The following is a 14,309-nucleotide window of genomic DNA, read 5'->3' on the forward strand; positions in this document are numbered from 1 at the left end:
TTAATACTAAACTCATAACTAGACTTGCATTACCGGAGGAAGCTTCAACTGTGTTGAACCTATGGCAGGAGTCTGCCCGGTGGCTGAACTCCAAAGAGATATTTCAATGGCGTCCTGAGTATTTCAATTTGGAACAAGTCATCGAATTCATGACGGAGGGATCTGACGTATATCTTGCTGAAATGAATCATGAAATCGTAGGGACGTATACCTTAACGTGGTCAGATCCCCTGATTTGGGAAGAACTCGACAACACCAATTCCGGATACATACACCGATTTGCAGTGAATAGAGATTTTAAAGGGCAAAATATAGGCCTGCTCCTTCTAAAATCAGCAGAAGAGAACATTAGGCAAAAAGGTAAAACCTTGATCCGGCTGGATTGCATGGCAGATAACCTGAGACTTAATCAATACTATAAGGATTATGGATTCCAATACATCCGCAGAATGAAACAGGGGAACTGGAGTGCCAGTCTGTATGAAAAACAATGATGGTGTCTCTATCGACTTCATTAAGCTCGTAAGTGTATAAAAAGGGGGACTATTCATGCTTTTATCCTATCATCCAATGAAAATAGCTGATGCAGAAAAAATCGTTACCTGGAAATATGAAGAGGAATACGCGATGTACAGTTTCTCTGAATCCAATGAAGATATTCAAGAATTGATGAATGGGGAGTACTTTTCAGTCCTGGATGAACTGGAGAGGTTAGTAGGATTTATTTGTTGTGGGGCATCAGCTCGAGTTCCGGGAGGAACCTCAATCGGATTGTATCAAGAAGAAGGATATCTGGATATAGGCCTTGGATTAGATCCAGATCTGACAGGACAAAAGATAGGGTCTGTGTTCCTTAAACAAAGTTTAGTATTCTTGCAAAATCACTTCAAAAGTTCTCAGTTTCGGCTGGTTGTTGCCACATTCAACGAACGAGCAATTAAAGTGTATGAGCGGATAGGCTTTAAAAGAGATAAGGAGTTTTATAGCAAAGTGCATGACGAGGACAGGTTATTTATCAGTATGAAACTGGAAATGTCCATCTACTCTTTTGAAGAAATAACGGAGCAGGATTTGACTGAAGTCAGAGAAATATATAATTACTACGTTTCCAACACGACTATCTCGTTTCATACTGAAGAATTGACCCTGGAAGAAATCAAGGCATCTGTCATAAACAGAGATCCGCGCTTTAAATCGTTTGTCATTAAAGAAGAGAACGAAATTAAAGGGTATGTGCTAATTACGCAATACAAGAGCAAACAAGCCTATGACTTCTCGGGAGAAGTAACCATTTATTTGAAACCGGATATTGTAGGCAAGGGCATTGGTGGAACGGCACTGCTATTTATAGAGAATGTTGCGCGCGAGCAAGGGTTCTACACCTTAATTGCTACGGTATGCATGGAAAACACACGCAGCAAGTCCCTGTTCGAAAAGCATGGGTATGAGCAATGTGCGATGTTTAAAGGCGTGGGATATAAATTTGATCGCAGATTGGATATTGGTAGTTTCCAAAAGGTGTTATAACGTATGAATAATATTCAATATAATCTAAAATTCGAAAAACTCGTCGCTGAATTAGAACTTGGTGAGTTGAACAGTAAGCCCAAGGCAATCTCGGGTGGGCTTTTACATCGCATGTATGCCATTGAAACTACACATGCCAAATATGCTGTGAAAGCACTGAATCCTCAAATTATGAGTAGACCTACAGCTATGCAGAATTATATCCAATCCGAAAAAATAGCAAACGTGGCAGCAAATTTTATCCATGCTCAACCTGCCAAAGTGATAAACGGTTCTTCAATGCAGATCTTAGATCATCAATGTTATCTTATATTTGACTGGATCGATGGTAAAAGTCTGGAACTTCATGAAGTAACTGAAACCCATTGTGAGCATATGGGCATGATTCTTGCGGATATTCATAAAACTGATTTTTCACATCTTCATATTCCTGACCTTCAGTTGGATCATTCCAAAGAAATCGATTGGAATGATTATTTACACAAAGGGCAGAAAGAAAATTCGGATTGGACGACCTTGTTAGGTAATAACATTCAAAAGCTATATGAGTGGAGTGCTCAGGCAAAAAATGCATCAGTAATGCTGGCTTCAAATACAGTTATTAGCCATAGAGATCTTGAGCCTAAGAACGTGATGTGGCAGCAGGACAACCCCATCATTATTGATTGGGAATCAGCGGGTTATATCAATCCGATGCATGATCTGGCGGAAACAGCGATGTATTGGTCTGTGGATCAGACCGGAAACGTGGGCAAAGAAAGGTTCTTGGCTTTTATAAATGGATATCGGTCTCGAGTGGGGAATTTAAACGCCAATTGGAGAAGGGTTCTCGAAAATGGTTTTTCCGGAAAATTGGATTGGCTCGAATACAGTCTGAAACGCTCTTTGTGGATTGAATGCACAGACGGTGAAGAGCAACAGTTGGGAACATCACAAGTTACATGGACTATAGAGACTTTAAAACAATACGAGGATATGATCTCAGATGTTGAAAACTGGTTGAGTAGCTAAATCCGAGATACGAGATAATTGTTATCCCATAAAACGGAAAGGTGTGAACTGCATGGTAAACGCAAAAGGAACACTAAGAACATGCGAACAAGGGCATTCCTATTACAAAAGTAGCGATTGTCCAACCTGTCCGGTATGTGAGAAGGAACGGAAACCGAAAGAAGGATTTCTTTCATTGCTGTCTGCACCCGCCAGACGTGCGCTGGAGAATCAGGGAATTACGACATTACAGCTACTCTCGCAATACACAGAAAAAGAGATTTTGAAGCTGCACGGGATCGGGCCTTCTGCGATGCCAAAACTTCGACAAGCACTTGAAGAAGAGGGATTATCTTTTAAAGAGTAACCCTCTTTTTTTGGTCAATGGATTGAATGGTGAAATTGGTATCGTATCGCTTCCTTTCATTGTATAATAAGACAGTTGTGTAAAATCTTACACGAGAACAGGAGGGATGTTTCTGGAAAGGGTTGGCCCCATACATAAAAGTATTACTAGGGACTACAGGAAGAAGCGTAGGAAGTAGAGGATTAAGTACAGCAGTCTTCTAAGAATGACAAACAGAATAGGACGTGTTATTTAGTGGAACAACAAATTGAGGAGTCAAAGGTTGACTATCGACCTTTGGGTGTATCGGGACTTGGAGGATGGTTAATCCTCATTCAAATTGGACTTTTTCTTACAATCATTTTGCTCGCAATACAATTATTTCAATATAGTTTGCCAGCAGTGACAACAGAGTCATGGGAGTTGTTAACTTCAGATCAATCGGACTATTATCACCCGTTATGGGGCCCGGTCATCATTTTTGAAACGGTATATAATGCGCTATTTTTAATGTTTAGCATATACACTGTCATTGCTTTTTATAGAAAAAAATCAATATTCCCTCGCCTTATGATTATGTTTTATAGTGTGAGTTTAGTTGTGGGCATTATTGACTATCTATTGCTGCTTCAGATTCCGATGGCAAGAGAGCTTGAAGATGGGAGTTCAGTAAGAGATATTGTAAAGTCAGTACTTACCTGTGCCATATGGATTCCTTATTTTATCAAATCAGAACGAGTTCACAATACGTTTGTCAGATAAAAACATAAGCCCCGACCTAAGATGAAAGATCTAAGACCGGGGTTTGTTATAAATCCAGTCAATTCATACGAGGGTTCAGATGAAACTGTATAAAGGGTGTGTTTATCGTCAACCTGCCTAGGAGAGAGGGATTGGCCGCTAAATAGAGGAGGAGATAACTTGAAGATTTTCTTAGTGAGACACGGGATGGATGAGGAGGGTTACAGAGGTGGCTGGAGTCAACGAGGGCTCATTGAAGGAGGTGTTACTCAATCTGAGAGACTCGGAGATTACCTGTACCTTCATTCAGAGCAATATAAGATAAACACGGTGATTAGCAGTGATCTTCCGCGTGCAGTACAGACTGCCAAAGAGCTTGAAAAAAGACTGAACATAAAGGGGCTTTATCTGAAAGACTGGAGAGAAATGAACAACGGAGATTTGGCTGGAATGCCAAATAAGGAAGCAGAAGTGAAATATGCAGGAGTTTATTTTAACACTCTTGGAATGGATACCCCGTTTCCAGGAGGAGAAAGTCCTCGGAATTTTTATAACAGAATATGTACATCCTTTCGAGATTTATGCCGGAGTATAGAGGAGCAACAGGTCAAATCCAATGTTCTGCTGGTCACGCACGGCGGAGTAATCAACATCCTTTATTATCTCTTAGGAAACCAAAATTGGACCAATACATCGGAGTTTCATTCTATAGGGAATACCAGTATTCATACGGTTGAAAAAGGAGTAAATGGTTGGAAGTGTAGCAGTATGAATATGATGAGGCATCTAGACTATAAAAGGGAGTAATTCGATATCATTGAAATTAGCATCGTTACAAAAGCCGAATTTCACAAAAATTTAATTCTATCCAGTCATAATAAAGACTGCCGACAGGTGCCGTCAGTCTTTATATAAATTATTTAACCAATTTGAAGCAGACGTACGATTTCATCGTCTATTATTTCTTCACTCACTTTTATAAACCCTAAAGATTCATACAGCTCTCCCGCGATTTGATTGTCTGGTCGGTGTCCAATCATTATTCTTGTGCAATCTAAGTGAATCATATACTGAATCAAAGTCTCCATTGCTGCCTTGCCGTAACCTTTTCCTTGATGCTTCTCGTCAATCATTATGGCAGGAATCCAGTAGTTATCATCCTTGTCTGGGTTCGCACAGAATACGAGAAAACCGACTAAAACCTCTTCCGAGTAAATAGCACGTAATTCAAAATCATTAACATATTTAGATTCAGCAATCCAATAAACGACAGGTGCAGGAAAGATATTAAGCTGTTCTGGCTTAACTTTAAGCTGGGTACATTCATACCAATTTTCATTAGACACTGGCTTTAATACAACTACCATACCAAATTCCTCCCAAATTTTACTTCGCAGAGGAATTTATCCTCTGTACTTACTTCGTAACCTTCCTAAAAACCATTGCAACATGGATATTCTTCATACCACATCACTCCTTTCGAAATGAAAAAACTCTAATGTAGCTTATTTGCTTTATTGTTTAATATATCCTTCTTTTATCAGTGAAAATAGATTGAACATATCAATCATTTCAAAACAAATATTTGAGAAAATGGCCTACTACGCTACAATGGAATGAAATGGAAGTCTGAGGAGGTTGCCGATATGAGTGATAAACCGAGTGATTTGTTGCGGGAGTTGAAGTCCTTGTCTGGACCTTTTCCGACTTGGGATATCGAGCAGTTACCGGATCGACCGAGGGAGCTTTTTCTGGAATGGCTGAGACTGGCTATAGATTACGGTGTGAAAGAACCCCATGCGATGACGATCTCGACGGTGGACTCCAATGGATTTCCAGATGCACGAGTATTGATTTTGAAAGACGTAGTTGACGAAGCTTTTTATTTTGCATCTGGCTCGGAGAGTCGAAAAGGACAGCAACTGGAGAGCAATCCGCATGTGGCACTGACCTTTTACTGGCCTACATTGGGCAGGCAGATCCGCATAAGGGAGACGCCGTGGATATGGGCGAGGAAGCAGGTGCGGCAGATTTTCGGAAAAGATCGGCAGGTGCCCGCGCAGTTGCGATGACAGGACAACAGAGTCAGGAGCTGGAGAGCGAGGAAGAATTGGAACACGTCATTGCCGTTCAAAAGGAACGGATCAGCCGAGATCCTGATGTTGTGACACCGAATTGGAGACTGTACGCCGTGAATGCAAAGGAAGTTGAGTTCTGGCAAGGAGACCCGGAGCGAAAGCATGTGCGAATTCAATATATTCTGCAACATGGGCAATGGAAGCACCAGAGGTTATGGCCGTGATTTTATAAAGGGGGAATATGTGTGAGTCGTAGGACTACAGGGACACTTCTGCTGGTCATAGCGGCATTTCTGTATGGTGTTCGATATTTGAGTGCTGCCATTTTTGGTTCTGGTTTAGCTTCGTGGGATTCGGAATTGTTTCAGGAGATGCTGAACTATGTTGGAACGGCTCCGCGAAATTTGAGTATAGTTGCTTTAATCCTGGGCTTGTTCTATTTAGTATGGGCGGAATATGAAACAATCAGCTCCAAAACCAGAGAAAGTCTCAAGCGATTTTTGAGTAATGGAACTGTAGATCAAGAAGCGGAAAGCCGGAACAAAACAGAATAACGGGACAGAGAAATTCCTGAAGCAACAGTTGCTGAACTAATTTGAATAAGCCGGGGAGGCATACATATGAAGTCTATTGAAAGTTATTTTGACCCATTTCCGGTATTGGAAACAGAACGAATTCTCCTTAGGCCCATTACCTATGCTGATCTGGAGGATATGTACTGTTATTGCGCGGTTCCTGTGGTATCGGAGTACACAACCTGGGATGCGCATCAGAGCAGGGAGGATACGAAAGCCTTTATTGATTTTGTGATGAGTCGATACGAGATGGATAAGCTGGGGCCATGGGGAATCGAGGATAAACAAACGAAAAAATTGATTGGCAGCTGCAATTATCTGGGGTGCGACAGCAACAGTATGAGGGTGGAATTAGGTTATGTGTTATCCAACGAGTATTGGGGTCGAGGAATCATGACGGAAGTGATTAGCCGAATCATCCAATTTGGGTTTGAAGACATCGGGTTGGAACGAATTCAGGCTAAATGTCTGGTGGGTAACATCGGTTCCGCAAAGGTCATGGAAAAGACAGGCATGAAATTCGAAGGGCTTTTACGCAAGTATATGAAAATTAAAAACGAAATGCAGGATTTGAAAATGTATGCTATGACCAGAGAAGATTTTCAATTGTTATAACCTGCTGAACATGTTTGAAAGGAATGTTAATGTTGACCAAAGGAATACTATTTGTTGTTCTTTTTATGACTCTTTTAAGTAACTCTGAAGTATCCGATAGTCTGTCCGAAGTCTCTAATCTACCTCCTGCGCCTATGATATTTACAGAAGAAGAATTTAAAGTTCAGAATAAAGCAAAGAATATCACCATTCAAATCGGAGATACTCGAGCAGAGGTTGAGCAGCAGTTGGGGAAACACGTGGATTATTATTATCATACGAATGTTTACCAGTATAAAGGTATGTGGATTCATTACAAAGAAGGAATTGTGGATGGAATCGTGATCGATGATGCGGCAGCAAATTCCAAAAAATATAAAACGCCAAGTGGCATAGGTTATGGCAGTACAATCCAAGAAGTAATCCAGCAATACGGAAAGAAAGCCTTTATTGATTCTAATCAAAGAAAAGTACGCTCAATTACGTATCTCATGGAGAGAGATAAACAAGGCAACTACAGTGTAATAACGTCATTTGATAAATTCGTACTTGAAGGAGGCTATGAAAATTTGATGATTTTATCCATGGTGCTTGATCAGCAAAGTCGTGTGTCATTCTTGATGATTGCAGACTATGAATTTGCATATCATCCTGAGCATAGATGGACTGAAACTCAATAAAATGGCTGGGGTTTACTCTGTTTTTTTACATCCCAACGTACACAATGTCATATCGTGCATCTACCGAGATCCGCTATAATCTCCAAGTTGAAAAAACATGGATAAGGAATCGGGAGGTACATCGAATTGACAGCGAAAAACAAATATAAATCACTTGAACTTGAAACACCCGGCGTATATGAACTGGAAGGACTGGAGGTCGGCGTGACCTCAAATTGCAATTACAAATGCGACTATTGCTGCGCCTACAATCGGGACGATGGGCAATGCATAAGTGGTCAAGAGGTCATCCGAATCATTCGTGAGCTTCCGCGGCTCAAGCGGGTGCGTTTGTCCGGGGGAGAGGTGACTCTGAAATATCAGGATTGCCTGGAAATTGTGACGTATTGCGGGGCACATGGTATCGACACGCAATTAAATACCAATGCCAGCCTGCTAACGGAAGAACGAATTCATGCTTTGCGTGATGCAGGCTTGTCCAATATTCATATATCTTTTAACTATACAGATCGGGATGCATATGCTGCGTATTACCGTGTACATCCCCGCATGTATGAGCGATTGGAGCACAACATTCGTCTTTGTACTGAAGCGGGGCTGGAAACTGTGCTAGAAACGCTGCTATTTGAAGCCACCCAAGCGAACATGCAGGCTATTAGCAATAAAGTCTATGAACTGGGTGTGCGCATCCATGAGATCCAGAACAGCATTGTGATGTCACATAGTCAATGGAGCCAGATTGCTTCCAAAGAATCACTCATCCACTCCGTAAACGAGCTTATTAAGCACAAGAAGGAAGATACGACGTTATATTTTACCTGTATGGATCGTTTTGCTGAACAACTGGGTTTGCGTGAACAGCCTGGTGTCTACTTCTCTAATTGTGTGGATGGGACCAAACAGCTGCATTTGCACGGTAATGGGGATATTCTCATCTGTGAGTTATGCCATCCGGTCGTGATCGGTAATATCTACGAGGGCACGTCTTTGAAGGATATTTATACCAAGCAACCACAAGCGTTAACGGATTATCTAGAAAAGAAGCCCTGCCCTGCATACGATGCTCTTTTTGCGGGTGAATAGTCACGTTTATAAAAGCTGTTTAGCATCGTACTTGTCCCTATTTGGGGTACATATATAGATTGAGATCCATCATTATCACTTATATGGAAGGTTGTCTTATCTCCTCATGGGGGAAAGGATGACCTTCTTTTTTTGCGTTCAGCCTGTTTCAGATTCATTTAAGCTAGCCCGCCTATGATGAGCCTTAAGAACTTAGATGAAGAGGTGAACTTCACATGATGAAGATCTATCCAAAAACCAACGAGAACGACCCATATAAAAATGCAAAACCAAGGCGCAAATGGCTGATAATCACCCTTGTTATTGTTCTGGGCCTTGGTACCGTGATATACAGCCTAGCAGATCGCTACTTAATCCGGCATGTACAGGTTGTTGTAGCGGATGACAATACATCAGCAACCAGCGCCTCCAGCGATACTTCAACCACGGCGACAGAAGTGAGTGCAACGTCAGATGACTGGAACTATTCCAGCGATGATATGCAGGTCAAAATCGACAAGGTGCAGACGGGGTCCGGCTCAGATCAGATTACGTATTACGTCGCAGATGTACAGCTGACAGATGCGAGCAGCCTGCGCTCGGCTCTGGCAGATAACAGCTTTGGCACGAATATTACCGAAAATACTTCAGAGATAGCAGCGGCCAACAATGCCATCTTTGCGATCAATGGTGACTACTACGGCTTCCGTGATGACGGCGTAATTATCCGCAATGGTACGGTATATCGGGATGATCCGGTGCGTGATGCGATGGCATTGTTCAGTGATGGCACGATGAAGACATATAACGAGACGGAAGTATCCTCATCAGAACTGCTGGCGGAAGGCGCGACCAATACGTTATCTTTTGGGCCAATTCTGATTCAGGACGGTGAGATTGTAAGTGACTTCAGCAGTGTGAAAATCGATAACAACTTCGGCAACCGGTCGATCCAGGATGCCAATCCGAGAACAGCAATCGGCATGATCGCCCCGAATCATTATGTATTCGTTGTGGTGGACGGACGGCAGGATGACAGCCGTGGCATGACACTGGCAGAGCTCGCTGATGTCATGAAAGGTCTTGGAGCAACGGAAGCCTACAATCTGGACGGCGGCGGCTCATCCACGATGTATTTCATGGGCCGGGTTGTTAATAATCCACTGGGGAGAAACCAGGAACGCGGCGTAAGTGACATCCTTTATCTGAAAGAGGGACAATGATCATGACCATATTAATTCCATCATACGAACCGGATGTTCGTTTATTGAATCTCGTGTTACAGTTGCAGACGTTTCAGTTAGGACCCATTGTCATTGTAGATGATGGCAGCGGTTCGGGTTACAGGGGGATTTTCGAGACGGCAGAAGCCTATGGGTGTACAGTCCTGACACATACTGTTAATCTGGGCAAGGGACGTGCGCTCAAGACAGGATTCCAACATATTAAGGAACATGGCCCACAGGGCGGTATTGTGTGCGCAGACAGTGACGGACAGCATCTGCCGCATGATATCAAACGCATCTTTGATGTACTATTGGAGCAAACGACCCCGGGCATGGTTCTGGGAAGTCGTCGTTTCAGTGGAACCATTCCAGCGCGCAGCCGTTTCGGCAACACGGTCACACGAGGCGTCTTTTCTCTCACGACAGGTACGAAAGTATACGATACACAGACAGGCCTGCGAGGTTTTCCGTACTCGATGCTGGACTGGCTGTGCCAGATACCGGGGGAACGATTTGAATACGAAATGAACATGCTGCTAACAGCACATAAAGAAGGGTATGAGATCACGGAGGAGTTTATTGATACGGTCTATCTGGATCATAACAAATCCTCTCATTTTCGCCCATTGGTAGATTCATTCCGTATTTATATGCCGATTCTGATGTTCAGTACGTCTTCGGTGTTATCGGCCTTGATCGATTTTGGCTTACTGTTCGTGATCCAGTACTTCACGCATAATTTGTTCCTATCGGTCGTTGCAGCGAGACTTTGCAGCTCCATCTTCAACTATACGATCAATCGGAAGTATGTATTTTCAGCAGGGAAAACGTCCAGAGTCCGTCAGTCTTTACCGAAATACTTCTCACTGGTCATCTTGGTGCTGCTATTAAATTACGGATTGTTGTACTTCTACAATGAAAAATTGATTATCCCGCTGATTGCAGCCAAGCTGTTAACAGAGGTATCGATCTTTGTGTTCAGCTATTGGGCGCAGCGCAGATTTGTATATTAACACAGAGAGAGTAAGCATACCGCTTGCTCTCTTTTTTTTCATTCAAAACCGTTTCATGTTTACCGCGTTATGGGGTACGATGGAGGTAGCCATTTTTATGTAATGAACTGGAAGCTTATATGGATGAATTCATACCGTTATCAGTACATGGGAGGAATAAAAAATGGTTCCACAGCGAGTGAGTCTGGTCACCATTGGTGCGATGCATTTGCCTGAATTGCGTTCGTTCTATCAGAAGCTTGGCTGGAGTGAGACAGCAATCAGTTCAGATCAGTACAGTGTCTTTGAAACGACTGGTGTATTGTTATCGTTATATCCCATTCAGGAGCTTGAGAAAGATACGGGTATGAAATTCAGTGCATCTGATGGGTTGAAGGGAACGTTGCTGGCAATCAATGTGGATAAAGCGGAAGATGTTGATGATACTATTGAAAAAATTCGTGCAGCCGGAGGGAATGTAATCAAAGAGCCATACGACGCTGCCTGGGGCGGAAGAATCGCCTATTTTCTGGACCCGGAGAATAACTGCTGGGAAGTCACTTGGAATCCAACTGCCGTATTCGATGAAAAGGGAGCCATGATCACATTTTAGGGTGAAATGAGTGTGACCGGATGTTGAATCGTGTTCGCAAAGATTTGCGTTATTATCTTCAGGAACATCAGGATCGGAACAACCTCATCTTGCATTATTTCGCATTTTTATCGGCGTTTGCGGCTTGGATTTTCTTGTTTATTAATTTTAAAGTCATGCTGGTTCTGGCACTTATCCATTACGCCCTGTCCTGGATTGGGCACTTCTATTTCGAAGGCAACAAACCGGCGGCATTCCGATTTCCGCATATCGGTTTTTATACCGGGTTCACCTGGTTTTTTATCAGGACCATTGAGATCATCACCCGCAAAGAAATCATCCATCCGTGGATCAATAAACAGGACTGAAACCAGCAGGAGTCGAACTTTATAAAATAGGAGTGTGTCTATGTATCTTCGAAGTGTGGAGTTACTGTCTGCTAAAGTCGAGAATCCGGATCAATATCCGTTTCACATACCGTCCATACAGTCTCTGGAGCGATTGGAATTCAACAATAACATTACTTTCTTTGTTGGTGAAAATGGATCGGGTAAGTCCACACTGCTCGAAGGTATCGCTCATCAATGTGGATTTAACACAGCAGGGGGCGGGAAAAATAATGCATTTGAGATTGATGCTGCTGAATCATCATTAGGTGACTATTTGCGTCTATCCTGGTTGCCCAAAATCACGAATGGTTTCTTCATGCGCTCGGAGTCCTTTTATCAATTTGCATCGCATGTAGATGAATTGGGGCCGGAGTCGCTCAAGTATTATGGTGGGCGTTCGTTGCATGAACAATCCCACGGGGAGTCTTTTCTCAATCTGTTCGTGAACCGATTCAATTCCAAAGGCATTTATCTGCTCGATGAGCCCGAAGCCGCCTTATCGCCAGCCCGTCAACTCTCCTTATTGCGCATTCTTCATGATCTATCAGGCACTTCCCAATTCATTATCGCGACGCATTCGCCGATTCTATTGGGTTATCCGGGTGCACGCATTTTGAGTTTTGACGATGGTGGTATTCAGGACGTAGAGTATGAAGATACAGAACATTATCAGATCACCCGCAGTTTCCTGGAAAATCGCAACCGGATGCTGAATGAGTTGTTCAAGGACTAATTGTTTTTATTTTGAAAGGAGACAGGAGCCGAACATGAGTATCAAATTGGTGCTGTTGGACCAACTCGCTGCCTGTCATCATGACAAGAGCTGGTTTGTGCCGCTGGATGAGATGTTACGTGATGTAACCGCTGCGCAGGCTTTATGGCTGAATGATGAGGGACAGTCGATCTGGAGGTTGGTGAATCATCTGACTTTCTGGAATGAAACTTGGTTGGATCGGTTCATTAAGGGTGAAGTGGTTATGGACAATAGCATAAATAATGATGAGACGTTCATTATTAACCCATCCCAGGTAAGTGAAGAAGATTGGCAGAAAAGCATTGCACAGATTGGTGCAACATTTAGTCGCTGGATACAGGCTATAGAGGAAAGTGATGAAGTAAAACTAGGGATGACCATCCCATCGTACTTCAATGCTGCATGGTGGAATGTCATTTCCAATCTGTGTATTCATAATGCGTATCATATTGGACAGATCATGATGCTGAGAAAGAAAGTAAGAGGAGAGATGATATGAAAATAGGTTTTCTGATCGTGGATATGCAAGAGAGTATTGTACGGGATAAGTTAGATCAAAAAGCAATAGACCGCGCTTGTGAATATATCAATCATGTTGCAGACGTGCTTCGTTCGAGCGGCCATGTGGTAGTTCATGTACAAGACGTGGAAGGGCTGGAGAATTCAAATTCTGAGGCGTATCGTATTATTTCTGAGGTTGATGTGAATGAGAAGGATCTGACGGTGACGAAGGAGAGCTCCAATGCATTCTGGCAGACAGACTTGGAGCAGATTCTGAAGAGTCACGGTGTTGAGCTGTTGATCATATCGGGATTTGCCGCCGAGGAATGTGTTCTGTTTACCTATAATGGCGCGATGGAGCGAGGATTTAGACCGGTCATGTTGCAAAATGGGATTCTAAGTACGCATTCCGAAGCAGTGATCTCAACCTATAGAGACCGGAACGTGATTTCTTATCCTGTAGTTAATTATCTAATCAAATAAGTGAGATTACTCATGGACGCGACGATGTCGTGTCCGTTTTTGGTTAAACATAACCTTTTATGATGGGAAGGATTCTTCATCGTTTAAATTAAACTTTACCTATATTTACTGGAGTTGAAGCGATACATTTAAGTGGTAAGTAGGGGCGTGATATGCAACTAAAGATAGAAAAGTGTGGTTCATTAATAAAGTGAGGTGTAATGACATGAATGTACAGATCACCAGAATCGATAAAAGTCAGAAAGAATTATTTTTAAACTTGTATAACCTTTATCTGTATGATCTTTCCGAATTCTCGGGTGAGGATTTGCTAAAAGAGGGGAAATTCGATCCAACGAATACCTATCTCTATCTGGAACGGGCTGAATTACATCCGTTTTTTATTCTATTTGAAGGAAAGGTAATAGGATTTGTGCTGGTTTGCTCTCCTCCATATGTAGATGATGATGTCGACTTTACAGTTCAAGAACTGTTTCTGGTCAAGAAGTATCGTGGGCAAGGATTGGCGGCTCAAGCGGTTGAACTGGTGTTTGCACAATTTCAGGGCAGATTCAAAGTGGAGCAACTGGCTAATAACCGATCAGCTGTTTCATTCTGGAAAAAATACTATGAACATCATCACATTGAATATTTAGAGTCTGAGTATAGTATTGAAATTGAAAACATCGCTGGCAGCCACCGGATTCTGTCACAGACGTTAATACATGCAAGAAAGTAAATTTTAGCAAATGCAATCTTTCAAATAGAAAGAAGACAAAAATACTGAAAGTTGCTGATCG

21 protein-coding genes are annotated in these 14,309 nt (G+C 42.4%); 20 read left to right on the forward strand and 1 reads right to left on the reverse strand.

Features of this window, described 5'->3' with window-relative positions:
• Positions 1–50: 50 nt before the first annotated feature.
• The 6 genes from AC3ITG_RS08225 to AC3ITG_RS08250 all read left to right on the forward strand — a co-directional run bounded on the left by AC3ITG_RS08225 (position 51) and on the right by AC3ITG_RS08250 (position 4,411).
• Positions 51–494, forward strand: a complete 444-nt coding sequence (locus AC3ITG_RS08225; RefSeq protein ID WP_413027198.1) for a GNAT family N-acetyltransferase — start codon at positions 51–53, stop codon at positions 492–494.
• 55 nt (positions 495–549) lie between these two features.
• Positions 550–1,527 carry a GNAT family N-acetyltransferase gene (locus tag AC3ITG_RS08230; protein WP_489253419.1) on the forward strand — a complete coding sequence of 326 codons (978 nt, stop codon included), beginning with the start codon at positions 550–552 and terminating at the stop codon, positions 1,525–1,527.
• 3 nt (positions 1,528–1,530) lie between these two features.
• Positions 1,531–2,538 carry an aminoglycoside phosphotransferase family protein gene (locus tag AC3ITG_RS08235; protein ID WP_489253420.1) on the forward strand — a complete coding sequence of 336 codons (1,008 nt, stop codon included), beginning with the start codon at positions 1,531–1,533 and terminating at the stop codon, positions 2,536–2,538.
• A 52-nt stretch (positions 2,539–2,590) separates the two neighbouring features.
• On the forward strand, positions 2,591–2,884 hold the full coding sequence (locus tag AC3ITG_RS08240; RefSeq protein ID WP_489253421.1) for an RNA polymerase alpha subunit C-terminal domain-containing protein: 294 nt from the start codon (positions 2,591–2,593) through the stop codon (positions 2,882–2,884).
• 234 nt (positions 2,885–3,118) lie between these two features.
• A complete protein-coding gene (locus tag AC3ITG_RS08245) occupies positions 3,119–3,625 on the forward strand; it encodes a DUF2569 domain-containing protein (RefSeq protein WP_489253422.1) in 507 nt (168 codons plus the stop codon).
• 159 nt (positions 3,626–3,784) lie between these two features.
• On the forward strand, positions 3,785–4,411 hold the full coding sequence (locus tag AC3ITG_RS08250; RefSeq protein WP_489253423.1) for a histidine phosphatase family protein: 627 nt from the start codon (positions 3,785–3,787) through the stop codon (positions 4,409–4,411).
• Positions 4,412–4,524: 113 nt separating this feature from the next.
• Here AC3ITG_RS08250 and AC3ITG_RS08255 read toward each other — a convergent pair whose 3' ends face one another.
• A complete protein-coding gene (locus tag AC3ITG_RS08255; protein ID WP_489253424.1) occupies positions 4,525–4,971 on the reverse strand; it encodes a GNAT family N-acetyltransferase in 447 nt (148 codons plus the stop codon).
• A gap of 279 nt (positions 4,972–5,250) precedes the next feature.
• Between AC3ITG_RS08255 and AC3ITG_RS08260 the strand changes: the two genes are divergently transcribed.
• The 14 genes from AC3ITG_RS08260 to AC3ITG_RS08325 all read left to right on the forward strand — a co-directional run bounded on the left by AC3ITG_RS08260 (position 5,251) and on the right by AC3ITG_RS08325 (position 14,248).
• A complete protein-coding gene (locus AC3ITG_RS08260; RefSeq protein ID WP_489253425.1) occupies positions 5,251–5,676 on the forward strand; it encodes a pyridoxamine 5'-phosphate oxidase family protein in 426 nt (141 codons plus the stop codon).
• Positions 5,610–5,906 (forward strand): pyridoxine 5'-phosphate oxidase C-terminal domain-containing protein, encoded by a 297-nt coding sequence (locus AC3ITG_RS08265; protein WP_489253426.1) that lies wholly within the window; start codon positions 5,610–5,612, stop codon positions 5,904–5,906. Before AC3ITG_RS08260 ends, AC3ITG_RS08265 begins: the two co-directional genes overlap by 67 nt.
• 21 nt (positions 5,907–5,927) lie before the next feature.
• On the forward strand, positions 5,928–6,236 hold the full coding sequence (locus AC3ITG_RS08270; RefSeq protein WP_489253427.1) for a hypothetical protein: 309 nt from the start codon (positions 5,928–5,930) through the stop codon (positions 6,234–6,236).
• Between the two features lie 66 nt (positions 6,237–6,302).
• Positions 6,303–6,872 (forward strand): GNAT family N-acetyltransferase, encoded by a 570-nt coding sequence (locus AC3ITG_RS08275; protein WP_489253428.1) that lies wholly within the window; start codon positions 6,303–6,305, stop codon positions 6,870–6,872.
• Between the two features lie 29 nt (positions 6,873–6,901).
• Positions 6,902–7,531 (forward strand): hypothetical protein, encoded by a 630-nt coding sequence (locus AC3ITG_RS08280; protein WP_489253429.1) that lies wholly within the window; start codon positions 6,902–6,904, stop codon positions 7,529–7,531.
• Between the two features lie 126 nt (positions 7,532–7,657).
• Complete coding sequence (locus AC3ITG_RS08285; protein WP_489253430.1) at positions 7,658–8,614, forward strand: radical SAM protein; 957 nt, start codon at positions 7,658–7,660, stop codon at positions 8,612–8,614.
• Between the two features lie 215 nt (positions 8,615–8,829).
• Positions 8,830–9,816, forward strand: coding sequence for a phosphodiester glycosidase family protein (locus AC3ITG_RS08290; protein WP_489253431.1), 987 nt, complete (start codon positions 8,830–8,832; stop codon positions 9,814–9,816).
• Between the two features lie 2 nt (positions 9,817–9,818).
• Positions 9,819–10,832: a GtrA family protein gene (locus AC3ITG_RS08295; RefSeq protein WP_489253432.1), complete on the forward strand. Its 1,014-nt coding sequence runs from the start codon at positions 9,819–9,821 to the stop codon at positions 10,830–10,832.
• Positions 10,833–10,995: 163 nt separating this feature from the next.
• Positions 10,996–11,424, forward strand: a complete 429-nt coding sequence (locus AC3ITG_RS08300; protein ID WP_489253433.1) for a VOC family protein — start codon at positions 10,996–10,998, stop codon at positions 11,422–11,424.
• Between the two features lie 20 nt (positions 11,425–11,444).
• Positions 11,445–11,771, forward strand: coding sequence for an Mpo1-like protein (locus tag AC3ITG_RS08305; RefSeq protein WP_489253434.1), 327 nt, complete (start codon positions 11,445–11,447; stop codon positions 11,769–11,771).
• A gap of 40 nt (positions 11,772–11,811) precedes the next feature.
• The gene (locus AC3ITG_RS08310; RefSeq protein WP_063564078.1) at positions 11,812–12,525 is read left to right on the forward strand and encodes an AAA family ATPase; all 714 of its coding nucleotides are present in this window, start codon (positions 11,812–11,814) and stop codon (positions 12,523–12,525) included.
• A 34-nt stretch (positions 12,526–12,559) separates the two neighbouring features.
• Positions 12,560–13,045 (forward strand): DinB family protein, encoded by a 486-nt coding sequence (locus AC3ITG_RS08315; protein WP_489253435.1) that lies wholly within the window; start codon positions 12,560–12,562, stop codon positions 13,043–13,045.
• Positions 13,042–13,530, forward strand: coding sequence for a cysteine hydrolase family protein (locus AC3ITG_RS08320; RefSeq protein WP_489253436.1), 489 nt, complete (start codon positions 13,042–13,044; stop codon positions 13,528–13,530). The genes AC3ITG_RS08315 and AC3ITG_RS08320 overlap by 4 nt, the downstream gene beginning before the upstream one ends.
• A 205-nt stretch (positions 13,531–13,735) precedes the next feature.
• Positions 13,736–14,248: a GNAT family N-acetyltransferase gene (locus tag AC3ITG_RS08325; protein WP_489253437.1), complete on the forward strand. Its 513-nt coding sequence runs from the start codon at positions 13,736–13,738 to the stop codon at positions 14,246–14,248.
• Positions 14,249–14,309 lie beyond the last annotated feature (61 nt).

Source organism: Paenibacillus sp. GL_099_B (assembly GCF_057835695.1).

Coding starts and splice junctions, on each gene's coding strand:
- AC3ITG_RS08265 (WP_489253426.1), top strand. CDS start 5,610: ATGGGCGAGGAAGCAGGTGCGGCAGATTTTCGGAAAAGATCGGCAGGT.
- AC3ITG_RS08275 (WP_489253428.1), top strand. CDS start 6,303: ATGAAGTCTATTGAAAGTTATTTTGACCCATTTCCGGTATTGGAAACA.
- AC3ITG_RS08290 (WP_489253431.1), top strand. CDS start 8,830: ATGATGAAGATCTATCCAAAAACCAACGAGAACGACCCATATAAAAAT.
- AC3ITG_RS08235 (WP_489253420.1), top strand. CDS start 1,531: ATGAATAATATTCAATATAATCTAAAATTCGAAAAACTCGTCGCTGAA.
- AC3ITG_RS08305 (WP_489253434.1), top strand. CDS start 11,445: ATGTTGAATCGTGTTCGCAAAGATTTGCGTTATTATCTTCAGGAACAT.
- AC3ITG_RS08255 (WP_489253424.1), bottom strand. CDS start 4,971: ATGGTAGTTGTATTAAAGCCAGTGTCTAATGAAAATTGGTATGAATGT.
- AC3ITG_RS08240 (WP_489253421.1), top strand. CDS start 2,591: ATGGTAAACGCAAAAGGAACACTAAGAACATGCGAACAAGGGCATTCC.
- AC3ITG_RS08260 (WP_489253425.1), top strand. CDS start 5,251: ATGAGTGATAAACCGAGTGATTTGTTGCGGGAGTTGAAGTCCTTGTCT.
- AC3ITG_RS08300 (WP_489253433.1), top strand. CDS start 10,996: ATGGTTCCACAGCGAGTGAGTCTGGTCACCATTGGTGCGATGCATTTG.
- AC3ITG_RS08315 (WP_489253435.1), top strand. CDS start 12,560: ATGAGTATCAAATTGGTGCTGTTGGACCAACTCGCTGCCTGTCATCAT.
- AC3ITG_RS08320 (WP_489253436.1), top strand. CDS start 13,042: ATGAAAATAGGTTTTCTGATCGTGGATATGCAAGAGAGTATTGTACGG.
- AC3ITG_RS08280 (WP_489253429.1), top strand. CDS start 6,902: ATGTTGACCAAAGGAATACTATTTGTTGTTCTTTTTATGACTCTTTTA.
- AC3ITG_RS08310 (WP_063564078.1), top strand. CDS start 11,812: ATGTATCTTCGAAGTGTGGAGTTACTGTCTGCTAAAGTCGAGAATCCG.
- AC3ITG_RS08295 (WP_489253432.1), top strand. CDS start 9,819: ATGACCATATTAATTCCATCATACGAACCGGATGTTCGTTTATTGAAT.
- AC3ITG_RS08325 (WP_489253437.1), top strand. CDS start 13,736: ATGAATGTACAGATCACCAGAATCGATAAAAGTCAGAAAGAATTATTT.
- AC3ITG_RS08230 (WP_489253419.1), top strand. CDS start 550: ATGCTTTTATCCTATCATCCAATGAAAATAGCTGATGCAGAAAAAATC.